The sequence below is a fragment of the Streptomyces durocortorensis genome (assembly GCF_031760065.1).
Lineage (GTDB): Bacteria > Actinomycetota > Actinomycetes > Streptomycetales > Streptomycetaceae > Streptomyces.
This window is the reverse complement of record NZ_CP134500.1, coordinates 1,357,329-1,380,547: the sequence shown is the minus strand read 5'-3', so window position 1 is coordinate 1,380,547 and position 23,219 is coordinate 1,357,329. Positions and strand designations below refer to the sequence as shown.

Annotated in this window: 23 protein-coding genes; 17 read left to right on the top strand and 6 right to left on the bottom strand. The window is 68.5% G+C overall.

Features of this window, described 5'->3' with window-relative positions:
* The first annotated feature begins 176 nt into the window (after positions 1 to 176).
* From gap to RI138_RS06030, 12 genes are all read left to right on the top strand, one after another.
* The gene (gene gap, locus RI138_RS06085; RefSeq protein ID WP_007448512.1) at positions 177 to 1,187 is read left to right on the top strand and encodes a type I glyceraldehyde-3-phosphate dehydrogenase; all 1,011 of its coding nucleotides are present in this window, start codon (positions 177 to 179) and stop codon (positions 1,185 to 1,187) included.
* Between the two features lie 143 nt (positions 1,188 to 1,330).
* On the top strand, positions 1,331 to 2,542 hold the full coding sequence (locus tag RI138_RS06080; protein WP_096629163.1) for a phosphoglycerate kinase: 1,212 nt from the start codon (positions 1,331 to 1,333) through the stop codon (positions 2,540 to 2,542).
* Positions 2,543 to 2,548: 6 nt separating this feature from the next.
* Positions 2,549 to 3,325: a triose-phosphate isomerase gene (gene tpiA / locus RI138_RS06075; RefSeq protein WP_096629164.1), complete on the top strand. Its 777-nt coding sequence runs from the start codon at positions 2,549 to 2,551 to the stop codon at positions 3,323 to 3,325.
* A gap of 115 nt (positions 3,326 to 3,440) precedes the next feature.
* Positions 3,441 to 3,674 (top strand): preprotein translocase subunit SecG, encoded by a 234-nt coding sequence (gene secG, locus RI138_RS06070; protein ID WP_096629166.1) that lies wholly within the window; start codon positions 3,441 to 3,443, stop codon positions 3,672 to 3,674.
* Positions 3,675 to 3,785: 111 nt separating this feature from the next.
* On the top strand, positions 3,786 to 4,121 hold the full coding sequence (locus RI138_RS06065) for an RNA polymerase-binding protein RbpA (RefSeq protein WP_096629167.1): 336 nt from the start codon (positions 3,786 to 3,788) through the stop codon (positions 4,119 to 4,121).
* Positions 4,122 to 4,318: 197 nt separating this feature from the next.
* Complete coding sequence (gene pgi, locus RI138_RS06060; protein ID WP_311119065.1) at positions 4,319 to 5,977, top strand: glucose-6-phosphate isomerase; 1,659 nt, start codon at positions 4,319 to 4,321, stop codon at positions 5,975 to 5,977.
* A gap of 4 nt (positions 5,978 to 5,981) precedes the next feature.
* Positions 5,982 to 6,488, top strand: coding sequence for a PH domain-containing protein (locus tag RI138_RS06055; protein WP_311119064.1), 507 nt, complete (start codon positions 5,982 to 5,984; stop codon positions 6,486 to 6,488).
* Positions 6,485 to 8,011, top strand: a complete 1,527-nt coding sequence (locus RI138_RS06050) for a PH domain-containing protein (RefSeq protein WP_311119063.1) — start codon at positions 6,485 to 6,487, stop codon at positions 8,009 to 8,011. The genes RI138_RS06055 and RI138_RS06050 overlap by 4 nt, the downstream gene beginning before the upstream one ends.
* A 57-nt stretch (positions 8,012 to 8,068) precedes the next feature.
* The gene (locus RI138_RS06045) at positions 8,069 to 8,908 is read left to right on the top strand and encodes a poly-gamma-glutamate hydrolase family protein (RefSeq protein ID WP_311119062.1); all 840 of its coding nucleotides are present in this window, start codon (positions 8,069 to 8,071) and stop codon (positions 8,906 to 8,908) included.
* Positions 8,909 to 9,124: 216 nt separating this feature from the next.
* Positions 9,125 to 10,864 (top strand): recombinase family protein, encoded by a 1,740-nt coding sequence (locus RI138_RS06040; protein WP_311119061.1) that lies wholly within the window; start codon positions 9,125 to 9,127, stop codon positions 10,862 to 10,864.
* A 759-nt stretch (positions 10,865 to 11,623) separates the two neighbouring features.
* Positions 11,624 to 11,860: a hypothetical protein gene (locus RI138_RS06035; RefSeq protein ID WP_311119060.1), complete on the top strand. Its 237-nt coding sequence runs from the start codon at positions 11,624 to 11,626 to the stop codon at positions 11,858 to 11,860.
* Position 11,861: 1 nt separating this feature from the next.
* A complete protein-coding gene (locus RI138_RS06030) occupies positions 11,862 to 12,362 on the top strand; it encodes a hypothetical protein (RefSeq protein WP_311119059.1) in 501 nt (166 codons plus the stop codon).
* 2,095 nt (positions 12,363 to 14,457) lie between these two features.
* Here RI138_RS06030 and RI138_RS06025 read toward each other — a convergent pair.
* On the bottom strand, positions 14,458 to 15,801 hold the full coding sequence (locus RI138_RS06025) for a tetratricopeptide repeat protein (protein WP_311119058.1): 1,344 nt from the start codon (positions 15,799 to 15,801) through the stop codon (positions 14,458 to 14,460).
* An 898-nt stretch (positions 15,802 to 16,699) separates the two neighbouring features.
* On the opposite strand from RI138_RS06025, the gene RI138_RS06020 reads away from it, so the two are divergent.
* Both RI138_RS06020 and RI138_RS06015 read left to right on the top strand, forming a co-directional pair.
* Positions 16,700 to 17,170 (top strand): glycine-rich domain-containing protein, encoded by a 471-nt coding sequence (locus RI138_RS06020; RefSeq protein WP_311119057.1) that lies wholly within the window; start codon positions 16,700 to 16,702, stop codon positions 17,168 to 17,170.
* A gap of 33 nt (positions 17,171 to 17,203) precedes the next feature.
* Positions 17,204 to 17,470, top strand: a complete 267-nt coding sequence (locus tag RI138_RS06015; RefSeq protein ID WP_311119056.1) for a hypothetical protein — start codon at positions 17,204 to 17,206, stop codon at positions 17,468 to 17,470.
* Positions 17,471 to 17,518: 48 nt separating this feature from the next.
* Here the strand turns inward: RI138_RS06015 and RI138_RS06010 are convergent, their stop codons facing one another.
* On the bottom strand, positions 17,519 to 17,770 hold the full coding sequence (locus RI138_RS06010) for a GntR family transcriptional regulator (RefSeq protein WP_398864209.1): 252 nt from the start codon (positions 17,768 to 17,770) through the stop codon (positions 17,519 to 17,521).
* Positions 17,771 to 17,944: 174 nt separating this feature from the next.
* Here RI138_RS06010 and RI138_RS06005 point away from each other — a divergent pair, with 174 nt between their 5' ends.
* Both RI138_RS06005 and RI138_RS06000 read left to right on the top strand, forming a co-directional pair.
* On the top strand, positions 17,945 to 18,265 hold the full coding sequence (locus RI138_RS06005) for a hypothetical protein (protein WP_311119054.1): 321 nt from the start codon (positions 17,945 to 17,947) through the stop codon (positions 18,263 to 18,265).
* The gene (locus tag RI138_RS06000) at positions 18,262 to 18,465 is read left to right on the top strand and encodes a hypothetical protein (protein ID WP_311119053.1); all 204 of its coding nucleotides are present in this window, start codon (positions 18,262 to 18,264) and stop codon (positions 18,463 to 18,465) included. Before RI138_RS06005 ends, RI138_RS06000 begins: the two co-directional genes overlap by 4 nt.
* 92 nt (positions 18,466 to 18,557) lie before the next feature.
* Here RI138_RS06000 and RI138_RS05995 read toward each other — a convergent pair whose 3' ends face one another.
* The gene (locus RI138_RS05995) at positions 18,558 to 18,899 is read right to left on the bottom strand and encodes a VOC family protein (RefSeq protein ID WP_311119052.1); all 342 of its coding nucleotides are present in this window, start codon (positions 18,897 to 18,899) and stop codon (positions 18,558 to 18,560) included.
* A 78-nt stretch (positions 18,900 to 18,977) separates the two neighbouring features.
* On the opposite strand from RI138_RS05995, the gene RI138_RS05990 reads away from it, so the two are divergent.
* Positions 18,978 to 19,760 carry a barstar family protein gene (locus RI138_RS05990; protein WP_311119051.1) on the top strand — a complete coding sequence of 261 codons (783 nt, stop codon included), beginning with the start codon at positions 18,978 to 18,980 and terminating at the stop codon, positions 19,758 to 19,760.
* An 89-nt stretch (positions 19,761 to 19,849) separates the two neighbouring features.
* On the opposite strand, the gene pgl is transcribed toward RI138_RS05990, so the two are convergent.
* Genes pgl through zwf form a run of 3 tightly spaced genes read right to left on the bottom strand, consistent with a single transcriptional unit; the run spans position 19,850 to position 23,216 of the window.
* Positions 19,850 to 20,632 carry a 6-phosphogluconolactonase gene (pgl, locus tag RI138_RS05985; RefSeq protein ID WP_311119050.1) on the bottom strand — a complete coding sequence of 261 codons (783 nt, stop codon included), beginning with the start codon at positions 20,630 to 20,632 and terminating at the stop codon, positions 19,850 to 19,852.
* Complete coding sequence (opcA, locus tag RI138_RS05980; protein ID WP_311119049.1) at positions 20,629 to 21,687, bottom strand: glucose-6-phosphate dehydrogenase assembly protein OpcA; 1,059 nt, start codon at positions 21,685 to 21,687, stop codon at positions 20,629 to 20,631. Before opcA ends, pgl begins: the two co-directional genes overlap by 4 nt.
* Entirely contained in the window at positions 21,684 to 23,216 is a 1,533-nt protein-coding gene (zwf, locus tag RI138_RS05975; RefSeq protein WP_096632846.1) for a glucose-6-phosphate dehydrogenase, read from the bottom strand. Before zwf ends, opcA begins: the two co-directional genes overlap by 4 nt.
* Between the last annotated feature and the right edge of the window lie 3 nt (positions 23,217 to 23,219).

Below are 23,219 nucleotides of genomic sequence, written 5' to 3'. Positions count from 1 at the left end.
CGGAGGCCCGTACCCCTACTGGCGAGTACGGGCCTCCGGCCGTGTCCGGTGGCGTGTACGGGCCCTCTCGATGTCACTCCCGGGCCCTTGGAGAGGTAGGGTCGGAAGCGGTCGGGGACATCCCTATACAACTCGCCGGCGTCGAAAACCGGCGTACCTAACGAGGAGATCGGTTCGTGACGATCCGCGTAGGCATCAACGGCTTCGGCCGCATCGGTCGCAACTACTTCCGCGCGCTGCTTGAGCAGGGCGCGGACATCGAGATCGTGGCTGTCAACGACCTGGGTGACACTGCGACCACGGCTCACCTGCTGAAGTACGACACCATCCTGGGCCGCCTCAAGGCAGAGGTCAGCCACACCGCCGACACCATCACCGTCGATGGTCACACGATCAAGGTGCTCTCCGAGCGCAACCCGGCAGACATCCCCTGGGGTGAGCTGGGCGTCGACATCGTCATCGAGTCGACCGGCATCTTCACCAAGAAGGCCGACGCCGAGAAGCACATCGCGGGCGGCGCCAAGAAGGTCCTCATCTCGGCTCCGGCCAAGGACGAGGACATCACCATCGTGATGGGCGTCAACCAGGACCAGTACGACGCGGCCAACCACAACGTCATCTCCAACGCCTCCTGCACCACCAACTGTGTGGCGCCGATGGCCAAGGTTCTCGACGAGAACTTCGGCATCGTCAAGGGCCTGATGACGACGGTCCACGCGTACACCAACGACCAGCGGATCCTGGACTTCCCGCACTCGGACCTGCGCCGCGCCCGCGCCGCCGCCGAGAACATCATCCCGACCACCACCGGCGCCGCCAAGGCCACCGCCCTGGTCCTCCCGCAGCTCAAGGGCAAGCTCGACGGCATCGCCATGCGCGTCCCGGTCCCGACCGGCTCCGCCACCGACCTCGTCGTGACGCTGGCGCGCGAGGTCACCAAGGACGAGGTCAACGCCGCGTTCAAGAAGGCCTCCGACGACGGTGCGCTCAAGGGCTTCCTGACGTACACCGAGGACCCGATCGTCTCCTCGGACATCGTCGGCGACCCGTCGTCCTGCACCTTCGACTCCTCCCTGACCATGGTCCAGGAGGGGAACTCGGTGAAGATCCTCGGCTGGTACGACAACGAGTGGGGCTACTCCAACCGCCTCGTCGACCTCACGGTCTTCGTCGGCGAGCAGCTCTGATCCTCGGATCGCAGGCAACACGTTGTGAGTAAGGGGCTCGACCGGCGCAGCGCGGCGCCGGTCGAGCCCCTGGCCGTGTCCACGAACACGCCGACACGGCCTAGCATGCTCATCCGTCCTTGCAAGGAGTAACGGAAGACCAGATGAAGACGATCGACGAACTTCTCGCCGAAGGGGTCGCGGGCAAGCGGGTATTCGTCCGCGCCGACCTCAATGTGCCGCTGGACGGCACCACGATCACCGACGACGGCCGTATCCGCGCAGTCGTCCCGACGGTCGCCAGGCTGGCCGAGGCCGGCGCGCGCGTCGTCGTCGCCTCCCACCTCGGCCGGCCCAAGGGTGCCCCGGACCCGGCCTACTCGCTGGCGCCCGCCGCCGCGCGCCTGGGCGAACTCCTCGGCGCCGAGGTCGCGTTCGCGACTGACACGGTCGGCGAGTCCGCCCGTGCCACGGTCGCCGGCCTCGCCGACGGCCAGGTCGCCGTCATCGAGAACCTCCGGTTCAACGCCGGTGAGACGGCCAAGGACGACGCCGAGCGCGGCGCGTTCGCCGACCGGCTGGCCGAGCTCGCCGACGTCTACGTGGGCGACGGCTTCGGGGCCGTACACCGCAAGCACGCCTCGGTCTTCGACCTCCCGGCCCGGCTGCCGCACTACGCGGGCTTCCTCATCGCCACCGAGGTCGGCGTCCTGAAGAAGCTCACCACCGACGTCCAGCGCCCGTACGCGGTCGTCCTCGGCGGCGCCAAGGTCTCCGACAAGCTCGGGGTCATCGACCATCTGCTGGAGAAGGCCGACCGCATCCTGGTCGGCGGCGGCATGGCGTACACCTTCCTCAAGGCCCAGGGCCACGAGGTCGGCATCTCGCTGCTCCAGGAGGACCAGGTCCCGGCCGTCCAGGAGTACCTGAAGCGGGCGGCGGAGCGCGGTGTGGAGTTCGTGCTTCCCGTCGATGTCCTGGTCGCGGGCGAGTTCCCGGACCTGAAGACGAAGGCCCCGGCCCACCCCACCACGGTCGCCGCCGACGCCATTCCGGCCGACCAGGAGGGTCTGGACATCGGCCCCGAGACCCGCAAGCTCTACGCCTCGAAGCTCGCCGACGCGGCCACCGTCTTCTGGAACGGCCCGATGGGCGTCTTCGAGCACCCCGACTACGCCGAGGGCACCCGCGCGGTCGCCCAGGCGCTCGTCGACTCCCCGGCCTTCAGCGTCGTCGGCGGTGGCGACTCCGCCGCGGCCGTCCGCATCCTGGGCTTCGACGAGAATGCTTTCGGACATATTTCGACCGGTGGTGGCGCGAGCCTCGAATACCTTGAGGGCAAGACGCTTCCCGGGCTCGCCGCACTGGAGGACTGACTTTTCATGACCACCCGCACCCCGCTGATGGCGGGCAACTGGAAGATGAACCTCAACCACCTTGAGGCCATCGCCCACGTCCAGAAGCTCTCCTTCGCGCTGGCCGACAAGGACTACGAGGACGTCGAGGTCGCCGTCCTCCCGCCCTTCACCGACCTGCGCTCCGTGCAGACCCTGGTCGACGGCGACAAGCTGAAGATCAAGTACGGCGCCCAGGACATCTCCGCGCACGACTCCGGCGCGTACACCGGCGAGATCTCCGGCCCCATGCTCGCCAAGCTGCGCTGCACCTACGTGGCCGTCGGCCACAGCGAGCGCCGCCAGTACCACGGCGAGAGTGACGAGATCTGCAACGCCAAGGTGAAGGCCGCCTATCTGCACGGCCTGACCCCGATCCTCTGCGTCGGCGAGGGCCTGGACATCCGCAAGGCCGGTGAGCAGGTCTCGTACACGCTCGCGCAGCTCGACGGTGCCCTCAAGGACATCCCGGCCGAGCAGGCCGAGACCATCGTCATCGCCTACGAGCCGGTCTGGGCCATCGGGACCGGCGAGGTCGCCACCCCCGAGGACGCCCAGGAGGTCTGCGGCGCGATCCGCGGCCGGCTGGCCGAGCTGTACTCGCAGGAGCTGGCCGACGCCGTCCGTATCCAGTACGGCGGCTCGGTGAAGTCGGGCAACGTGGCGGCCATCATGGCGCAGCCCGACGTGGACGGCGCCCTGATCGGCGGCGCCGCGCTGGACGCCGACGAGTTCGTCAAGATCGTCCGCTTCCGCGACCAGTGAGTATGCCGTAGCGTCGATCCGTCGTAGTCTTGCGGGGGCCGAAGGGGTTATCGCCCTTCGGCCCCCGGTGTACGTACACGCAGTAGTCAAGAATTCCGGAAAGTAGGGACCAGCCGTGGTTTTGGCGTTCCAGATCGCTCTGATCGTCTTCAGCCTGCTGCTGATGCTGCTGGTGCTCATGCACAAGGGCAAGGGCGGCGGCCTCTCCGACATGTTCGGTGGCGGAATGCAGTCCTCCGTCGGTGGCTCATCGGTCGCCGAGCGTAACCTCGACCGGATCACCGTCGTGGTCGGTCTGATCTGGTTCGCGTGCATTGTCGTCCTCGGGCTGCTCATCAAGCTGGACTGAACCAGCCGTTCCGCGATTCCGGTAACGGTGTAACTCCTTCCACTGGACGCGCGTTGGGCCTTACGTAGACTGGGGCATCCTCCGAGCACCATCACGCAGGGAGTTACGACCGTGGCAAGTGGCAACGCGATCCGGGGAAGCCGGGTCGGAGCGGGGCCGATGGGCGAGGCCGAGCGCGGCGAGTCCGCGCCGCGCCTGCGCATCTCCTTCTGGTGCTCGAACGGGCACGAGACGCAGCCGAGCTTCGCCCATGACGCGCAGGTGCCGGACACCTGGGACTGCCCGCGCTGCGGCTTCCCGGCCGGCCAGGACAAGGACAGCCCGCCCGACCCGCCCCGCACCGAGCCGTACAAGACGCACCTCGCGTACGTACGGGAGCGGCGCAGCGACGCCGACGGTGAAGCGATCCTCGCCGAGGCGCTGGCCAAGCTCCGCGGCGAGATCTAGAGCTTCACCGCCCCGGTCCGCCCCGTTTCCCCGCACCACCCGAGCCTTCCCCGGCCGGACACCCGTCTCACGGGTGTCCGGCCGGTCGCGTTCCCGCCCCCCACCGCTCGCCTCCGCGCCACCCGTCCCCTCGATCAATTAGGTTGGAGGGGCAGCGGGGATGCTGAGGTACGAGAAGAAGTGGGCTGATATCCCGGATGAACGCAGCAAGCCGAGCCAAGCTCAACCAGACGCCCGAGTGGACGGCTCTCGCCAAGCACCGTGAGGAGTTCGGAGCGACGCGGCTGCGCGAGCTGTTCGCGCAACAGCCGGACCGCGCCGCCGACTGCACCCTCCGGGTCGGCGAACTCTCCGTCGACTACTCCAAGAACCTGGTCACCGACGAGACGCTGCGCCTGCTGCGCGAGCTCGCCGCCGCGACCGGCGTCGCCGAGCTGCGGGACGCCATGTTCCGCGGCGAGAAGATCAACACCACCGAGGACCGGGCGGTCCTGCACACCGCGCTCCGCGCCCCGCGCGACGCGGTGATCGAGGTCGACGGCCAGAACGTCGTGCCCGCTGTCCACGAGGTCCTGGACAAGATGGCCGCCTTCTCCGAGAAGGTCCGGTCAGGACAGTGGACCGGCCATACCGGCCGCCCCGTCAAGAACATCGTCAACATCGGCATCGGCGGCTCCGACCTCGGCCCCGCCATGGCGTACGAGGTGCTGCGCTCCTACACGGACCGCGCGCTCACCCTCCGCTTCGTCTCCAACGTGGACGGCGCCGACCTGCACGAGGCGGTCCGCGATCTCGACCCGGCCGAGACGCTGTTCATCGTCGCGTCGAAGACGTTCACCACGATCGAGACCATCACCAACGCCACCTCCGCCCGGGACTGGCTGCTGACCGAGCTGAGGGCCGGTCAGGACGCCGTCGCCAAGCACTTCGTGGCCCTGTCGACCAATGCCGGGAAGGTCGAGGAGTTCGGCATCGACACGGCCAACATGTTCGAGTTCTGGGACTGGGTGGGGGGCCGCTATTCGTACGACTCCGCGATCGGCCTCTCGCTGATGATCGCGGTGGGCCCGGAGCGGTTCCGCGAGATGCTCGACGGCTTCCACCTCGTCGACGAGCACTTCCGCACCGCCCCCGCCGAGGAGAACGTCCCGCTCCTGCTCGGTCTCCTCGGCGTCTGGTACGGGGAGTTCTTCGACGCCCAGTCGCACGCGGTGCTGCCCTACAGCCACTACCTGTCCAAGTTCACCGCGTATCTCCAGCAGCTCGACATGGAGTCCAACGGCAAGTCCGTCGACCGCGACGGCAACCCGGTGGACTGGCAGACCGGCCCGGTCGTCTGGGGCACCCCCGGCACCAACGGGCAGCACGCGTATTACCAGTTGATCCACCAGGGTACGAAGATGATCCCGGCGGACTTCATCGGCTTCGCCGCCCCGGTCCACGATCTGCTGCCCGGCCTGATCGCCCAGCACGACCTGCTGATGGCCAACTTCTTCGCCCAGACCCAGGCCCTCGCTTTCGGCAAGACGCCCGACGAGGTCCGTGCGGAGGGCGTGCCCGAGGCGCTGGTGCCGCACAAGACGTTCCGGGGCAACCACCCCACGACGACGATCCTCGCCGACCGGCTGACCCCCTCGGTCCTGGGCCAGCTCATCGCGCTCTACGAGCACAAGGTCTTCGTCCAGGGCGCCATCTGGAACATCGACTCCTTCGACCAGTGGGGCGTCGAACTGGGTAAGGTCCTCGCCAAGAAGATCGAGCCGCTCCTGACCGGGGACAGCGGCGCGGACACCGGGCAGCTCGACAGCTCCACCGCCGCCCTGGTCGCCGCCTACCGCACGCTGCGGGGGCGCTGAGCCCATGACACAGGGGGAGGGGACGACGGTACGGCTGCGGCCGCCGCGCAACACGCTGAACGAGCGGGCCGTCGGCTGGTGGCGGGTCCAGTGGCTGCTGTTCACCGTCGGGCACGTCGTGCCGCTCGCGGTGCTGGGCGCGCTGATCGGGCCCGCCCGCTTCTGGCTGCTGCTGTCCGCCGCGGTCCTGGCCGCGGCGGGGGCGGCGGCCACCGTCCTCCTCCCCCTGTGGTGGTTCCGCACGCACCGCTGGGAGATCACCGAGGACGCGGTGTACGTCCGCACCGGGTTCTTCTGGCAGGAGTGGCGGATCGCCCCGATGTCCCGAATCCAGACCGTCGACACCGTACGGGGCCCCCTGGAGCAGCTCTACCGGCTCGCCACCGTCACGGTCACCACCGCCTCCGCCAAGGGCGCGGTACGCATCCAGGGGCTGGACCACGAGGTGGCCGCCGAACTGGCCCAGCAGCTCACCCGCATCACCCGCGACACCCCGGGCGACGCCACATGAGCGCCGCCGCCCCGGAAGACGACTGGCGCCGTCTCGACCCCCGTACGGTTCTGGTCACCGCGCTCGTCATGGCGGGCGTCGTCGCGGGCGTCGCCATCCCCGCCACCCTCGGGCTCTCCCGCTGGCTCGGCCTCCCCCTCGCCGTCCTCTGGGCGCTGGCCGGGGCCCTCCTGGTCATCGCGGCCGCGGCGGGCGCCGACCGGGTCCGCTGGCACCGCACCCGCTACCGCATCGGCGAGCAGCGCGTCGAGCTCCACACCGGCCTGCTCCTGGTCAAGCGCCGCTCCCTGGCCCGGACACGCATCCGCACGGTCGACCTCACCGCCAACCTGCTGCTGCGCCTCCTCGGCCTGGTCACCGTCCGCATCGGCACGGGGGAACAGGGCCACGACTCGACGCTCACCCTGGACCCGGTCACCCGAGCCGAGGGCGAACGGCTCCGCCGTCTGCTGCTGGAACGCGCCGCGGCCCCGCCGTCCGGCGGCCACCGTGAGGGCGAGCTGGCCGTGCTGGACCCCCGGTGGGTCCGCTACGCCCCGGTGTCCTTCGTCGCCCCCGTGCTCGGCGGTGCGGCGGCCGGAGCCGTGATGCAGATCAGCGACTGGGTCGGGGCCCAGGGCGCGGTCATCGCCTGGGTCGGCGACCTCTTCCGGGAGACCCCGCTGACCTGGGTGATCCTCGGCCTGGTCGTGGCGGCCCTGATCGCGGGCGCCGCCGGGGCGCTCGGCCTCTGGATCGAGATGTGGTGGAACTACCGCCTGGAGCGCGAGCCTGGCGGCACGCTGCGGGTGCGGCGCGGACTGTTCACCTCCCGGTCGATCTCCGTGGAGGAGGCCCGGCTGCGCGGCGTCGACCTGGTCGAGCCGCTCGGTATCCGGCTGCTCGGCGCGGCCCGGCTGGAGGCCATCACCACCGGGCTCGCCAAGGACCACGAGGGTCAGAGCGCAGACCACAACACCCTGCTCCCGGCCGCGCCCCGGCCCAGGGCCGACACCGTCGCCGCCGATGTGCTGCGCGAGGCGGTCACCCCGACCGGCGCCACGCTGATCCGCCATCCGTACGCCGCCCGGGGCCGCAGACTGCGCTGGTCGCTCGCCACGGCCCTGGCCCCCCTGCTGCTCCTGGTCCTCCTCGGGGCCCTGCTCACCCCTGTGCTGCTCTGGATCGCCCTGGGCTGCGCGGTGGTCTTCCTTCCGCTCGCGGTGGCCCTGGCCCTGGACGCGTACCGGGGGCTCGGGCACGCGCTCTCCGGGCGCTATCTGGTGACCCGCTCCGGCACGGTCCGCCGCTCCACCGCCGCCCTGGAACGGGCCGGGGTGATCGGCTGGACGGTCAAGCAGTCGGTCTTCCAGCGCCGGGCCGGGCTGCTCAGCATCACGGCCACCACCGCCGCCGGAGGGGGCGCGTACACCGCCTACGACACCGACGCGAGCGAGGGCCTCACCTTCGCCGCCGAGGCCGTACCGGGACTGCTGGAACCCTTCCTGGAGCGCCCGGCCCACCGTCGGGCGACCGGCCCGTGACCGACTGCACAGCCTGACCCCTGGGCAGCGGCGCCGCCGTCGGCGACGATGTCGATCATGACCTTCACCCACCGCCGTACCGTGCTCACCGCCCTCGCCACCGCCGCCGTCAGCGGCCCGCTGCTGGGCTCGATCACCGCGACCGACGCCCATGCCACCGGCGACCTGGACATCTACACCTCCAACTCCGACCTCTACAAGAAGCTCGCGGGCAAGGAGGGCGTCGAGTTCGCCCGCCGCTACAAGAGGCACGAGTACACCGACCACTCGCTGCCGCAGAGGTATCCGTACAACCGCACCACGGTCATGGCGATGCACGGCGGCGGCATCGAGATGGGAACCTCCGAGCTCTGCCTCGCCATCGCCGGTTACCACCCCGCCACGCTGGAGCCCCTCCAGGACGGCCACGGGGTCTTCGACTACTGGATGTTCGAGGGGCTGCGCTCCTCCGGCAACCGCGATCTGCACGTCACCGCCAAGAACTGCGACGACCACGTCGCCCTCTCCATGGCCGCGAGCAGCCTCAACGTGCTGAGCCTGCACGGCTGTACGTCGGCGCAGGCGGGCACCGGCCCGCAGGCCGTGGTCGTCGGCGGACTGAACACCCGCTTCAAGACCCTGCTCAAGGCGGAGTTCGACGCGGTCGGCATCGCCTGGCGGGACGGAAGCGAGGTGCCCAACCTGGCCGGGGTCAACCGCGTCAACCCCGTCAACCGCACGATGCTCGCCAAGGGCGGTCAGCTGGAGCTCACCACGGAACTGCGCGCCGCCATGTTCACGGTCAACACCCGCGCGGGCCGGGCCGGCAGTACGACCGAGGTCTTCGACCGCTTCGTCGGCGCCTGCCGGGCCGCGGTCACGAAGCTGGAGCAGGGATCGGACCAGGTCGTCCTCTGACCCCAGGACCCCAGCACCCCAGGCCCCCGGCGCCCAACACCCCAGGGCCCCAGCACTCCGGGGGCGCCTCAGCCCCCGTGCGTCGTGTCGATGACGCAGAAGCGGTTGCCCTCGGGGTCTCCCAACACACAGAACTAGAGGTTCTGGAGTGTCGGCATGGTGGCATCGTCCCTGGTCAAGTCGGGTAGCGGGAATTCCTTGGTCCCTACGGGGCCCATGGAAAAGACCACACGCAGGAACCCCCTCGCGGGCACGGTCTACGCCGAGACCCTTCGGGGCGTGCGGTGTATCCGTCTGTCCGTACTCACCGACGAGACCACCAGCCCCGAGCGGCAGCGCGAGGCCGACGACCTAACAACAGCCGCGCACAACATCAGCTTCGGCGAGGGTGACCAGCTCCGCGAAGCGGTAGACCTTGACGTTTCCGCTTCCAAGATCAGCCCCTTTGACCGTCCCGCCCTCGGCGGTTGGCTCGCGCGGCCCGATGACTTTGACGCCCTGGTGTGGTGGCGCTTTGACCGCGCTATCCGGTCCATGGCGGACATGCACAAGTTGGCCGAGTGGGCCCGCGAGCACATGAAGGTGCTGGTGTTCGCCGAGGGCATCGGCGGGGGCAAGCTCGTCTTTGACTTCCGCAATCCGCTGGACCCGATGGCGGAATTGCAGATGACCATGTTCGCCTTCGCCGCTCAGGTGGAGGCGCAGAGCATCAGCGACCGTGTCACCGGGGCCATGGCTGCCATCCGGAAAATGCCCCTCCGGTGGCGTGGTGGTGGTCGTCCGCCGTACGGCTACATGCCCGCCCCCATGCCCAAGGAACACGGGGGCATCGGCTGGGCCCTCGTACCGGACCCCGATGCAGTCAAGGCCATTGAACGCATCATCCGTGAGCTGCTGGAGGGGACGACGGTCTCGGCTATCGCCGTGGGGCTCAACGCCGACAGCATCCCGAGCCCGCGCGATCACTGGGCCGTGAAGAAGGAGCGCGAAAAGGGCAGGAAGACCGGCGGGGCCAAGGGATCGCACGTCGTCCGTGACGTGTTCAAGTGGACTCCCGCTGTCATTACCCGGATGCTGCGCAACCCGACGCTGCTCGGCTGGAAGATGCACAAGGGCAAGCCGGTCCGGGACGCCGAGGGCAACCCGATCATGCAGACCGAAACCCCGATCCTGACGCGCGAGGAGTTCGACCGCATCGGGGTCGTGCTCGACTCCCGCAGCATCGACAACAAGCAACGCAAGGACACGGACGCACTGCTGCTGCGCGTGATCCACTGCGACTCATGTGGCGGACGGATGTACCGCGACAAGATGTCCGCAAGCGCGAACCAAACTCCCGTCTATAAGTGCAACGCTCATGGCCGTGGCATCAAGTGTGAGGCGGCCGCACATATCCGTGGGGACTGGGTGGACGAGTACGTTGAAGCCGAATTCCTGCGGGTGGTCGGTCCGGTCCAAACGACTCACGTTGTCGAGATTCCGGGGTACGACCCGGAGCCCGAGTTGCGCGCCACTGTGGCCGAGTTCGCCGAGCACCAGGAACAGCGCGGCCGTCAGAAGTCCAAGCACGCGGCGGCCGAATGGCAGCGACGTGCGGACGCGCTCGACAACCGCTTTGCCACGCTGGAGGCTGCCGAAAAGGTCGAGCCGCAACGGATCGTGACCAGCACGGGCCGGACGTTCGCGGACGAGTGGGCGGAGAAGGACACGGCGGGACGGCGCGCGATGCTCGTTGAAGCGGGCGTTCGTCTGGACGTGCGGCGCGGTGTCCGGGGCGGGTGGCGCAAGCTCGACGTACGGCGCGTGGACTTCACCATGCGCGGTGAGCTGGACCCCGCAGCGGAAGCCCTCGCGGACGTCGTGGCGGCGCTGGAATCCGAAGCGCGCGGAGACGAGCCGACCCCGGGCGCGAGCGTGCGTCTGGTCGAGCCTGTCCGCGAACTGGTGGCCGCGTAATCCCACCGCACGCCCCTACGCCTCTCAGGAGCCCCGGACGGCCCCCGTGTGCCCGCCGGGGCTCTGACGTGCCCGCAGACGGACGCATGAGGCTGCGCCGACCGGCGGGGCCGCTCTACAGCGAGAGGCGAAAAGGTGTTGAGGGTGTCGAACTTCGACACCTTCGCTGGTCTTCGCCCACCCGTCGATGACCGCTGTGAAGTCCGTTTTGCGGGAATTCCTTGGTCCCTACTACCCGCGAACCAGGAAGCGGCCCGCACTCGCCGACCAGCGACGCCGGGAGCGCGGGCAACCCCGGCTTCCCCTTAGCCGCTGAGAGGGCTTGTACGGCTCTCTCCTTGCACCAGTGAGGAACGATGGACACCACACGACACATAGAGGTCTGCACGCTGCTGCGACGCGCTGAGAACGCCGCACAGGACGCCGTGAACGGCGACCAGGCCGCCGCGCGTACGACACTCGCTTTCATCGCCGACGCGGCAGCGAGCCGAGGACACGGGGCCCGGCATCTGTGCCCACCCGAATTGCTCCAACGAACTGCACTACGTCGGGCGGGGTCGTCGCCCGCTGTACTGCTCGGCGGACTGTCGAACGGATACGTACCAGGCGACGCAGATGGCCGCGCGTGCGCTGATCGGAACCCCGGAAAGGGCCCCCGCATAGGGGCAGGAACGCCCACAACTCCAGAGATTCACTCACGAACCCCTGACGTGCCATACACAGGGGCTTTTCAAGCCCGAACACAATGAAGGAAAGACCGTGAACGAATATCTCAACCGTGCCGCGTTCCTGGACGGGGAGCGCAACAAGGGACAGATCCGCGCCGACGCATTCAAGCGGGATGAGCGCATGGAAGAACTCGCCGCACTGCGCGACTCGCGCCCCGAAGTGTTCGAAACGCTCGGCACTTCCATCCGGATGAGCCTTGGCTACTACGAGAACGACAAGAAGATTGCAGCCGAGCATGGCCGCGACGTGACGAAGGGTGCCAACTGATATGACCACCAACGAAATCCAGAAGGCAACGGAACGAGTCGACAAGCTCCAGGATCAGGCGGAAAAGCTGTCTGCCCCGCTCGCTGACGCACAGGCCGCATTGGAAGCAGCGCAGGAAGCCGAAGCGGCCCGTAGGGCCGAGCGCGGAGAGATATACGACCGCGAATTTGCCCACAACGGGTCGGGGCGAGCGACGGAAGTCGCAAATTCCGGGGAAGATTCCCGTGCCCGGTTCTATGAACTGCTGGCCGAGGAACCTTGGTTCGCTGCCTACGTCGAATACCGGTCGGCCCGCCACAAGCGCAGGCATGTTCTCGATGAGGCGCAGCGAGCACAGCGGGCATTGCAGGAAGTCGTGACCGTTCCCGAACAGCGTTACTACCCGGTGGCCATTCTCACTGACATTGAGAGCTACGCCGAAAAGAAGGCTGCGGAGAAGGCCGCCGAGTTCGCCGACGAGCTGCGGAAGGCTCGGGATGAGTTTCTGGGCAAGAAGGAGTGATGATGGCGGTTGACGCACTCGACCCGGGGCCAGATGGGGATTACCCGTACTTCCCCCCGCGATGCGGATGGGCAGCCCGCATGGTCCGACACGGCCATGGCGGCAGAGACTGTGATGCCGAGAGGAGTTCACCGAATTCGGCACGCTGGCCAGCTCACAGCTATCGACCTCACACCCCGCCACCCAGACGGAACTCCGATTGATCCCCCGGTGATCCCGCCGAAGGGCCCCCATGCCGCGATCTAGGTCCGCGCGTCCCCGTCTTGCCAGCTCATCGGAAAGGCGGGGCTCGGCCTGGTGCGACTGGTGCTTGGGTGACTTCCCCGCGGACGGGGTGGACGCGTCTGCTGTCCCTCGGCGGTGAAGACGTGGACTCGAACGTCCAAGTGCTGTGCTACGACTGCCACCAGCTCAAGATCCGTACGGAGTGCGGACTTCAGCCAGGGACTAGGTCCATTCGAGCCCATCGTCCAAGACGGTAACCACAACTCCTCTGCCAGTGGACCCTGAGGCGGCATTTGGGTCGCCGACCGACGGAAGATCGGCGCCCCCGCATTGGTTAAGCGCGCTGCCCAGCGGAAAGCGCCCAACGTTCCCACCGAGGGTTCCGCTGCCGTGACTCGTCTCGCCTCCGGCTGCTGTTCCGTTGCGCAGGTTGGCACAGCTTGCGCCGAATGCAGGTGACAGGAGATCACCGACCCCCCCTGCGTACGCGGGTGAGCCGGTGGCGAGCGCCGCCCCGATAGCTGCTGCGGTGAGGGTGAGGACTGTTGTGGTCCGCGGTCTGTTCATGCCGTGGGAAACGACAGGCGAGGCGTCGAGTCACAGCAGCTGAAGCCTCAGCCGGAGGTTAGCCCCCATCCTCCGCAGACCCCGTCCCCGCGATCTACCCTAGGCGCGCCAAGATGACCCGGGGCGTCTCACCGCGACGTGAGCCACGCGGCGAGCCCGCTGCCTGTCGCCGTGGCGAGCGTTGCCACCAGCCATCCGGGGACGCGCTGAATGGTCAAGTGGAGTCCACCGCATCGGAGTTCGAACGCAGGGCTGGGCTTGGTTTGGTGCGTCATGGTGCCTTCCGCGTTGGTGGTCTGGTGCCGGTGTCCGCCGATGGGAGCACCGCACGGTGGCGGTGCGCTACAGGTCCGCTGTCGCCAAACTCCTCTAGTGGACAGCGGGCGTGCTAGGAGAGGCGGGTTTCCAACTGGTTTGGAAAGGTTCGCAGGACCATGGCAGCGCGGGCCTCCGAGGGTGCGCTACCCGCGTGAGTTGGACAGACGTAAGTGTCCAAGCCTCTCGGGCGGGTTACCAGGGATTCCCCGGTATTCCATGCGAGTTGGCATAGCCGCGCTTCGCTCACCTGGGGTATTCCCGTTCCGTGCTGCGGACCCTTCCGGCATCGCGCCGGATGAGAGCACATGTTGCGTGACCATCCGCCCATGACGTACCCACCCCCGTGTTCATCACAGGAGTTGCCAGAACACCCCTTTCACTCGGAGGTGATCCCCCATGCCCCGCAGGCCCCGCCCCCCCCGTGCTCTATCCCCGGGTGCCCCGAGCTGACCGCCCGTGGTGGTCGCTGCCCGAAGCACACCAGGGAAGCGAACGCGGACCGTGCGTCGCGTGGCGGAGCCGTCTACACAACCCGTTGGCAGCGCATCAGGCGCGCATACCTGTACGCGAATCCGTGGTGTGTGCTCTGCGGGCAGTCGGCGAACGTCGCCGACCATTTCCCCTTGAGCCGACGCGAGTTGATAGCCCGGGGTGCATCGAATCCTGACGCTGCGAAGCATATTCGTCCGTTGTGCGTCGCGAGCCACAACCGAGAGACCGCGCGCAATCAGCCGGGCGGATTTGCTGCCGAAGCACGGTCACGGCGCGAGGCGAACGAACGCCCGCCGTTCTGACCAGGGGGGTACTCCCCTCTCCTCCCGAGATTGAGCGGCAGGGAGGCAAAAAACTCGCATGGCTCATTGGGCCGTTTCGGTGGAGGTGCCATAGCGCGGAAATTCCCGGGCAGAAACCCAAGCCCCAGATTCAGGCCGCGTTAACAGTGCCCCGCCGTGCTCCTTTCACAGGGGGCACGGCGGGGCTTTTGCTATGCCGGGACTAGTTCGGGCCGAACGGTCTCGCGTGCACGCTGATAGAGGGCTTGGGCGTCATGGTTCCTGGCGTGGGGGCGAATGAGGTTGAACATGCCCGTCATCCGCTTGTCAATGCGCCCCGAGTTGACCAGGGGGTAATCGTCCAGCGCCAGCCCCCATGTCTGGCACGCGGCTTCGAGATGGCCCACGGCTAGTTGGCGCTCGGCGAGGATCGCCCGTTCCTTGACGCGTGTACGCCGATAGATGCTGTACCGAAGTCGGTCCGATTCCTGCATAGCGGCAACTGCGCCGTTCACGTCGCCCATTTCGAACCGCACTTGACTGGTGTGGTAATTGAGCGACGCAGGGTCATACGAGCCGAACACCTTCCCGCGTGACTCTGCCTTCTCCATGGCAATTTCGGCTTCCTGCAAGTACATGAGCGCGGACCGGCGGTCCCTGATCTGCGCGGCTGCATGTGCCTGCTGGCCAGCGAGGAAGGCACGCATCCGAGGACCAGCCTGGGGGGAGGAAGCCGCCGCAGCATCCGCAAGCCGCATAGCCATCGGCCCTTGATTCAGGTCTACCGCTTGCACGCTCATGCCCCGGAGCGTGGTGCAGTACGTCAAGTGGTCTTCCGAGGCTCCCGCAAGCTCTAGCGCTTTCAGGTAGTAGCGCTGTGCGAGCCCGTGCAACCCCTCGTCAACGGCCATGTACCCGGTGAGGTAGCAGAGATCGGAAGCCGCAGACGTCATCGCTTTGCGTACGTCCTCGGGGCCGTCCGTCCGCAGGAACGGGGCAACCGTGTTCACCAGGAAGATTGCGGCAAGCGGGCGGGCTGTCCGGCCGCCAAACTGGTCGTCCATCGACGAGAGCTGTTCTGTCATGGCCGAGACCGTTTGCACGTCGGACATGCCGATACGGGTCCGGGTGCCCTTCTGCGCTGCTTCCATGCGGCCCACAACGTCCGGCCAGCCGGGAACGGTAAGCGCGACGGAGAACAGTCCCGCACTCAGGACGCTACGGCGTGACGGGTCCATGTCTTGCCTCCCGAGGTCTACCAGCCCCTCCACGGTAGTCGGGTTGCTGTTCGACTCTTCCGGGGGTGCCGGGAATCCCGCCTCGGTGTGGGTGATGGGACGGAGCAGTCTCCGGGCGAGTGCTTCCAGGATCAGCGGCCGAACAGCTTCCTTCGGCAGGTGGCCGCTTAACCACTGGTGAACGGACGGCTGTTGGTACTTCAGGGGGGTTCCGCGTTCGGTCCCGATGCGGTTGACCTCTTGGGCGAACTGCCGCAGGGTCCACCCGCTCTCGCGGTACAGCCGCTCAAGTCCGGCGTTCGGCTGCCGTGTCGTCACTGGTCCCCAACTCCCGTGCTCTGACTGCTTAACGCTCTTAACTCCTGCCCTCTCCCCAACGGTACCGCTGTGCGTGGTCAGACGGTTGCCTAGTGCGAGCGCCGACCACCGCAAGGGATGACACCGCAAGGAGGGCTCGGACATGGAACAAGAGCACAGCGGCGCTGAAGGGAGCCCGCTCGCTCCCCGCCGGCTCGCAGTGCCCCCGGGTGGCCAGGTCGAACGGCAACGCGAGCGCTGGGAGACCAGGGCAGGCATGGTGCCCCGTCAGGACTTCCCCGAACGTGGTGAGCCGCCCGTCCGGTCGGCGCTCCTGTGGCCCCGGTGCACGTGTGGTTCCTCGCAGTGCCCGGACATGGCGGAAACGGTCGAGACGGCCAGCGATGACCGTTCGCAGAGCCCGACCATGCAGCGCCTTCGCCCCTTGGTTGCGTCGGAGAACGAGCGTGCCCGCTGGGGGCGTCGATGACCATTGAGACGGCCGAGAAGCCCGCTGTGGACCTCTTTACGGGCACGGCGTACGCGAGCAGCCCCGAAGGATGGTGGACGCCGTGCGGGGGTGCGCTGGACGTACAGAGCGGCGTCGTTCGCCCGCCCGGACCGATCCACCCTCCGTCGCCGTTCCGCTCGGACGAGTGCCACAACTGCGTTCGAATGAAGGGGACTTCATGAGGTACACCCTTCTTCCCTTGGTGGCTCTCCCGTCCAAGCAAAGGTGAACAACCAGCCGCTTGGCCCCTGAACTCCCGTCCCTGCCGGACGTGGCCGTAGTCGAGGCTCCCCCGTACTCGATTCGGAATCCCGGCAGGGATGGGGCTCGACCCCCGTTCCGACCGTTCTAACCCCTGGACAGGACGCACGGTCGGAACGGGCCAACCCAACAAGGAAGGCAACACAGATGCGAAACGCACTCGCGTTACTCACCCCCGAAGGGCTTGGGGGTGTCGTCGCAACGGTCATCGACAACAACCCCGGTATGACCGAGGGTACGGCGCAACGGATCGTCGCGGAGGCGATCAAGTTCGTGGACGCCGCAGCGCAGTTCCCCACCACCAGGATCGCCCCTTCCAAGGTCGTGGACGAGGGGTGGCACGCCCTGATCCTGCACACCGAGCTGTACGCCAAGCTGTGTGAGGGGCTGGGCCGGTTCGTGCACCACTATCCCGAGCGCCCCGACCCCGAGCGCTTCGACGAGCACGTCATCACCCGCACCATCGCGACCATCGAACAGGCCGGGTACGAGACGGACTCGGACCTGTGGACGAGCCCCACGAAGTCCCTGGTGTCCGTGGTGGCACAGTGCCAGCACACGCCGCCCGGTGGCTGCGGCCCGATTCGTCCGGGCAACTGCGCGACCACTGGCGAGTAGCTACGCTGCCCGCACACAACGGAAGGTGACCACATGGACGCGGAACAGGCCCGACAGGTAGACCACGTGTTGCGGCAGTTGGGCATCCCGGGTGTCGTCGCGCCGGAAGACCCGGAGAACCTGACGGGCCCATGGCGCGTGTTCGACAAGGCCGATCCGGCAACCCGCAAGGACACCACTGCTGACGCGCTGGCAGCCCTGGCGGCGAAGTTCCGGCCGTCCACTCCCGACCCTGCCCCCCGGCGGCAGAGTGGGCCTACCAGGGGCTTCGTGTTGCCCCCGAAGAAGGGCGACGAGTAGCAGCACCTCATACCGCCCCGGTCGGCGTCCCCCGGATGCTGGCCGGGGCTACTGCGTGTCCTGGCGCTCATCCTCGCTGCGGTCGCGCACGAAAGAGCCCATGCCGGGGGTAGTGATGATCAAGCCCTCATCCCGCAGGGCCGCCGTCGCCTTACGGACCGTTGTTCGAGCTACGCCAAATTCGTTCTCTAGCTGCACTTCGGAAACCAGGTGACGGGCGGGGTATTGGCCGCTGGCAATGCGCTGCCTCACCGCGTCTGCGATCTGCTGCCACTTCGGTTGCGTCGGGTCGAACTCCATCACGGGGGAACCTTAGCCACCCCTACACATAGGGCCATAGATGCACCTGTATACCCCTGTGCGTAGACAGGGGTATACAGGTGTCGCTACCTTCGGAGCTGAAAGCGCCCCGGAAGACCGCTGGTATCGGTCCGCCGGGGCTACGCCGAGACAGCTTTAGGGAGCTGAAACGACATGCGCGACTCTATCGCCCGTGCACTGCTGTGGGTGCTGCGGCTACTGCTGCCCGCCGAGGGCCGCCACTCGGCCGAACCTTCCGCCGCACCGCCGGTTCCCACCACCACCCCCGCCCCCGTGTCGCCCTGGTCCCGCCCGTGGACCGCTCCGTCAGCCGAGGAAGTACGCGCCATCTTCAATGACGCGCACACGCGCGGACTGCCCGCCCCGCAACGGGAACGGAGCTACGCCGCAGCGTTCGCACGGATCGGTGTGGACTACGACCATCCGACGATGCCGCTCGGCTCGCTTGTGCGCCGTGAGCGGGTGGCAGCGTGACCGCCGACGAGCTGTTCCCGGAAGTCCTCGCGGGACACGTCGCGCTCTGCATCGAGTGCAAGACCGTCACGCGCGCCCCGATCCCCGTCCGCTACATACAGAGCGCCAGTGGCCCCGGGACGACCCTCTACGCGTGCCCTGACCACGCGGTGACGCTCGGGGCGGGCCCGACCCCCGGGGACGCGCTTCGGGCCCCGTAGTGCACCGCACGGACAGCAAAAACGCCCCGTTCGGCACCAGTTGCCGGGCGGGGCTTTTACGTGGCTTGACAAGGGGTGACCAGGGTTTACCCTCAGAACTGGTAGTGAGGTGTGTTGGGGTCGGCGAGCACCACGAAGTCCGGGTCCGGGGGGTACAGCTCCCACGCGACCCTTTCGGCACCGAGCCCGATCAGCCGCTCCACCTCGGCCTCCTGGACGTCGGAGTAGAGGTCGAGGTGGACCCAGGGGACCTCCTGGACGGGGGAGGCGGAGCGGCCCAGCGCCACCCCGACACCCGGGCCCTCGACCGGGACCAGCACCACCCAGTCGTCCGAGCCCGGCTCGCGCTCGGTGTAGTCCAGTGCCGCCTTCCAGAAGGCGGCGGCCCGCCGTACGTCGGACGCGCCCATCACCACGGTTCCGATATGCACCATGGGCCGAGCCTTTCATGCCGCGGGCTGCGCCAACGTGTCGCGCGGCTTCGGCTTTCACATTGAACGGAATGGTCACGCATGAGCCCCGAGAGCGAAGGCATCGACGACACGCAGGACATCCTGTACCGGCTTGTCGACAAGGAGTCCGGAAAGGTCCTTCTGGCCGCCGAGGACCTTCGCGACTACTTCATGGAGGAGGACCCGGAGCCGCCGGAGACCCTCACCGTCACCTTCGTCCGAGCGCACCAGGTCGGCCGTGCCCGGCGGAAGACCGAGTGGGCCGAGCTCCAGGTCGTCGACCGGCAGGGGAGGACGATCGGGGCGTACCACCTCGGGAGGGTGATCGCCGCGTTCCGGCACGAGCTCGTGCCCTCCGGCGCGGACCGCCCCGACCTCGACTACTCCTTCGGGCACACCTGCGAGTACCCCCGGGCCGGAGAGATCTGGCGGAAGTGGGCCACGGGCCGACCCGTCGAGCGCGGAGAATGGGCCCGCTACCCGTCCGACTGGCACGAGAGCTGGCTGCACGTCGTGCAGACCGCCTGGTTCGATTCCGGGCGGGATGCGACGCGCTACGAGACCGACGGGACGGCGGTCATCGACAGCACCGGGATCAGCACGAGGGCAGGCTTCTACTGCGCCCTGGGAGAAGCCGTCAACGGGCCCGGCGGCTACTTCGGTTCGAACCGCGACGCGGTCTTCGACTGCCTTCGGACCATGCGGCGCGACGGAGCGGCTCCGTTCCGCCTGGTGTGGTGGAACTTCGCGGCCTCCCGCGAAGTGCTGGGCAGCGATTTCACCGCGAGCGTTCTCGCTCTGTTCGAGGAGTGCGGTGTGGAGACCGAGCTGTCCGCGGGGTGATGTTCCCGGCCTCTGCGAGTGCCGGGCCCGTCACGCCGCAGGCCCGGACCGCTCGGTAGAAGCGGTCCGGGCCTGCGAAGTGCCGAGGCTCAGGCAGAGGCCGGCGGATACAGCGCGCGCGGCAGCTGCGAGGCCGCCGCCGCGTCCAGCAGCCACAGCGTCCGGCTGCGCCCGTACGCGCCCGCCGCCGGGGCCTGTATCTCCCCGGCCCCGGACAGGGCGATGGCCGCGGCCTCCGCCTTGTCCTCGCCCGCCGCCAGCAGCCACACCTCACGCGCCGCGCGGATCGCGGGCAGTGTGAGGGAGACCCGGACCGGCGGAGGCTTGGGCGCCCCGCGCACACCGACGACGGTGCGCTCGGTCTCCCGTACGGCAGGCAGCTCAGGGAAGAGCGAAGCCACATGCGTGTCCGGGCCGACGCCCAGCATCAGCACGTCGAACGTGGGCACCGGGCCGTGGTCCTCAGGGCCTGCCGCGGCGGCCAGTTCGGCCGCGTACGCCGCTGCCGCGTCGCCCACGTCCTTGCCGTGCGGGCCGTCCGACGCGGGCATCGGGTGGACCCGGGCCGGGTCCAGCGGCACCGCGTCGAGCAGCGCCTCGCGGGCCTGGGTGACATTGCGCTCCGGGTCGCCCTCGGGCAGGAACCGCTCGTCGCCCCACCACAGGTCCAGGCGCGCCCAGTCGATCGCGTCCCGGGCGGGCGCGGCGGCGAGCGCGGCCAGCAGGCCGTTGCCGTTGCGCCCGCCGGTCAGCACCACCGAGGCATGGCCACGGGCGGCCTGGGCATCCACGACCTTCGTGATCAGCCGGGCCGCCGCGGCCTGTGCCATCAGCTCCTTGTCACGGTGCACGACGAGCTGAGGAGGCGTCACTTGGCGGCCGCCTTCTTGGCCGGGGCCTTCTTCGCCGCGGGCGCCTTCGGCTCGGCGGACTTCTCCGCCTTGTCCGCCGAGCCCGCCGTGTCCGACGCGTGGCCGAGGGGCGTGGCCGTGACGTCGCCACCCTGGTGCAGCTTCTCGATGCCGAACTTGACCGAGGACTCGTAGGTGTTGTCCGGGTCGAGCCGGCGCAGCTCCTCCGCCAGCAGCTCTGCGGTGTCGCGCCGCTTGAGCGCCACCGCGCGGTCCGGCTGGTTCTGCATGGAGAGCGTGGCCAGCGAGCCGTCGGGGCGGTCCAGGACGATGACGCCGTTCTTCGTCTCCATCCGGACCGCGGTGAGCCCCGGCCCCCCGGAGTGCGTGCGCTCCACCGGGACGGCCAGCCGGTCCGCGAGCCACATGGCCAGCAGCTCGCAGCTCGGGTTGTCGCTCTCGCCCTCCACGGTCGCGCCGATGACCTCGGCGGGCTGCTGGTCGAGCGCGGCGGCCAGCATCGAGCGCCACGGCGTGATCCGGGTCCAGGCCAGGTCGGTGTCGCCCGGGCTGTACGCCGCCGCCCGCACCGCCAGCTCGTCGAGCGGGCGCTCGGCGGAGTAGGCATCGGTGATCCGGCGCTGGGCGAGGGCCCCGAGCGGGTCCTTCGCCGGGTCGGCGGGGGCGCCCTCGGGCCACCACACCACGACCGGGGCGTCCGGCAGCAGCAGCGGAAGGACCACCGACTGGGCGTGGTTGGCCAGTTCGCCGTGGAGCCGCAGGACGACGGTCTCGCCGGTGCCCGCGTCGGAACCGACCCGGACCTCGGCGTCCAGGCGGGCGTCCCGCCGGGCCCGCGGGGAGCGGCTGACCCGCTTGATCACCGCGATGATCCGCGAGGGGTGCTCGCGCGAGGCGTCACCGGCCGACTTGAGCGCGTCGTAGGCGTTCTCCTCGTCGGTGACGATGACCAGCGTGAGCACCATGCCGATGGCGGGGGTGCCGATGGCCCGGCGGGCCGAGACCAGCGCCTGGTTGATCTTGCTGGACGTGGTTTCCGTGAGATCGATCTTCATGGCCGCCTCCAGCTCCGTCCGTCGCGTGCGAGCATCTCGTCCGCCTCGGCCGGACCCCAGGTCCCGGCCGCGTACTGCGCGGGCTTGCCGTGCTTGTCCCAGTACTCCTCGATCGGGTCGAGGATGTTCCAGGAGAGCTCGACCTCCTGGTGACGGGGGAAGAGGTTGGCGTCGCCGAGCAGGACGTCCAGGAGGAGCCGTTCGTACGCCTCCGGGCTGGACTCCGTGAAGGACTCGCCGTACGCGAAGTCCATCGTGACGTCCCGGACCTCCATCGAGGTGCCGGGGACCTTGGAGCCGAAGCGCACGGTGACGCCCTCGTCCGGCTGGACCCGGATGACCAGGGCATTGCCGCCGAGCTCCTCGGTCGCGCCGGACTCGAAGGGGAGATACGGGGCGCGCTTGAAGACGACCGCGATCTCCGTGACCCGGCGGCCGAGCCGCTTGCCGGTCCGGAGGTAGAACGGGACGCCCGCCCAGCGGCGGTTGTTGATCGTCAGCTTGATCGCGGCGAAGGTGTCGGTCGTCGACTTGGGGTCGATGCCGTCCTCCTCCAGATAGCCGAGGACCTCCTCGCCGCCCTGCCAGGCGTGCGCGTACTGGCCGCGCACCGTGTGCTTGCCGAGGTCCTCGGGCAGCTCGACGGCGGTGAGGACCTTGAGCTTCTCGGCGACCAGGGCCTTGGGATGGAAGGAGCCGGGCTCCTCCATCGCGGTCAGCGCCAGCAGTTGGAGCAGGTGGTTCTGGATGACGTCACGGGCGGCGCCGATGCCGTCGTAATAACCGGCCCGGCCGCCGATGCCGATGTCCTCGGCCATCGTGATCTGTACGTGGTCGACATAGGACCGGTTCCAGATCGGCTCGAACATCGTGTTGGCGAACCGCAGCGCCAGGATGTTCTGGACCGTCTCCTTGCCCAGGTAGTGGTCGATCCGGAAGACCTCGTTGGGCGGGAAGACGGCGTGCACGAGCTGGTTGAGCTCCTGCGCGCTGGCCAGGTCGTGGCCGAACGGCTTCTCGATGACGGCACGCCGCCAGGAACCCTCGCTCTGGTCGGCCAGGCCGTGCTTCTTGAGCTGCTGGACGACCTTGGGGAAGAACTTCGGCGGCACCGACAGGTAGAAGGCGAAGTTGCCGCCCGTGCCCTGCGCCTTGTCGAGCTCCTCGATGGTCGCCTTCAGCGTCTCGAACGCCTCGTCGTCGTCGAAGTTGCCCTGGACGAAGCGCATCCCCTGGATGAGCTGCTGCCAGACCTCCTCGCGGAACGGCGTACGGGCGTGCTCCTTGACGGCGTCATGGACGACCTGGGCGAAGTCCTCGTCCTCCCAGTCGCGGCGAGCGAAACCGATGAGCGAGAAGCCCGGCGGCAGCAGGCCGCGATTGGCCAGGTCGTAGACGGCGGGCATCAGCTTTTTACGGGACAAATCGCCCGTGACGCCAAAGATGACCAGGCCCGACGGCCCCGCGATACGCGGGAGCCGTCGGTCCTGGGCGTCACGGAGCGGGTTGGCTCCGGGAACACCAGACAAAGT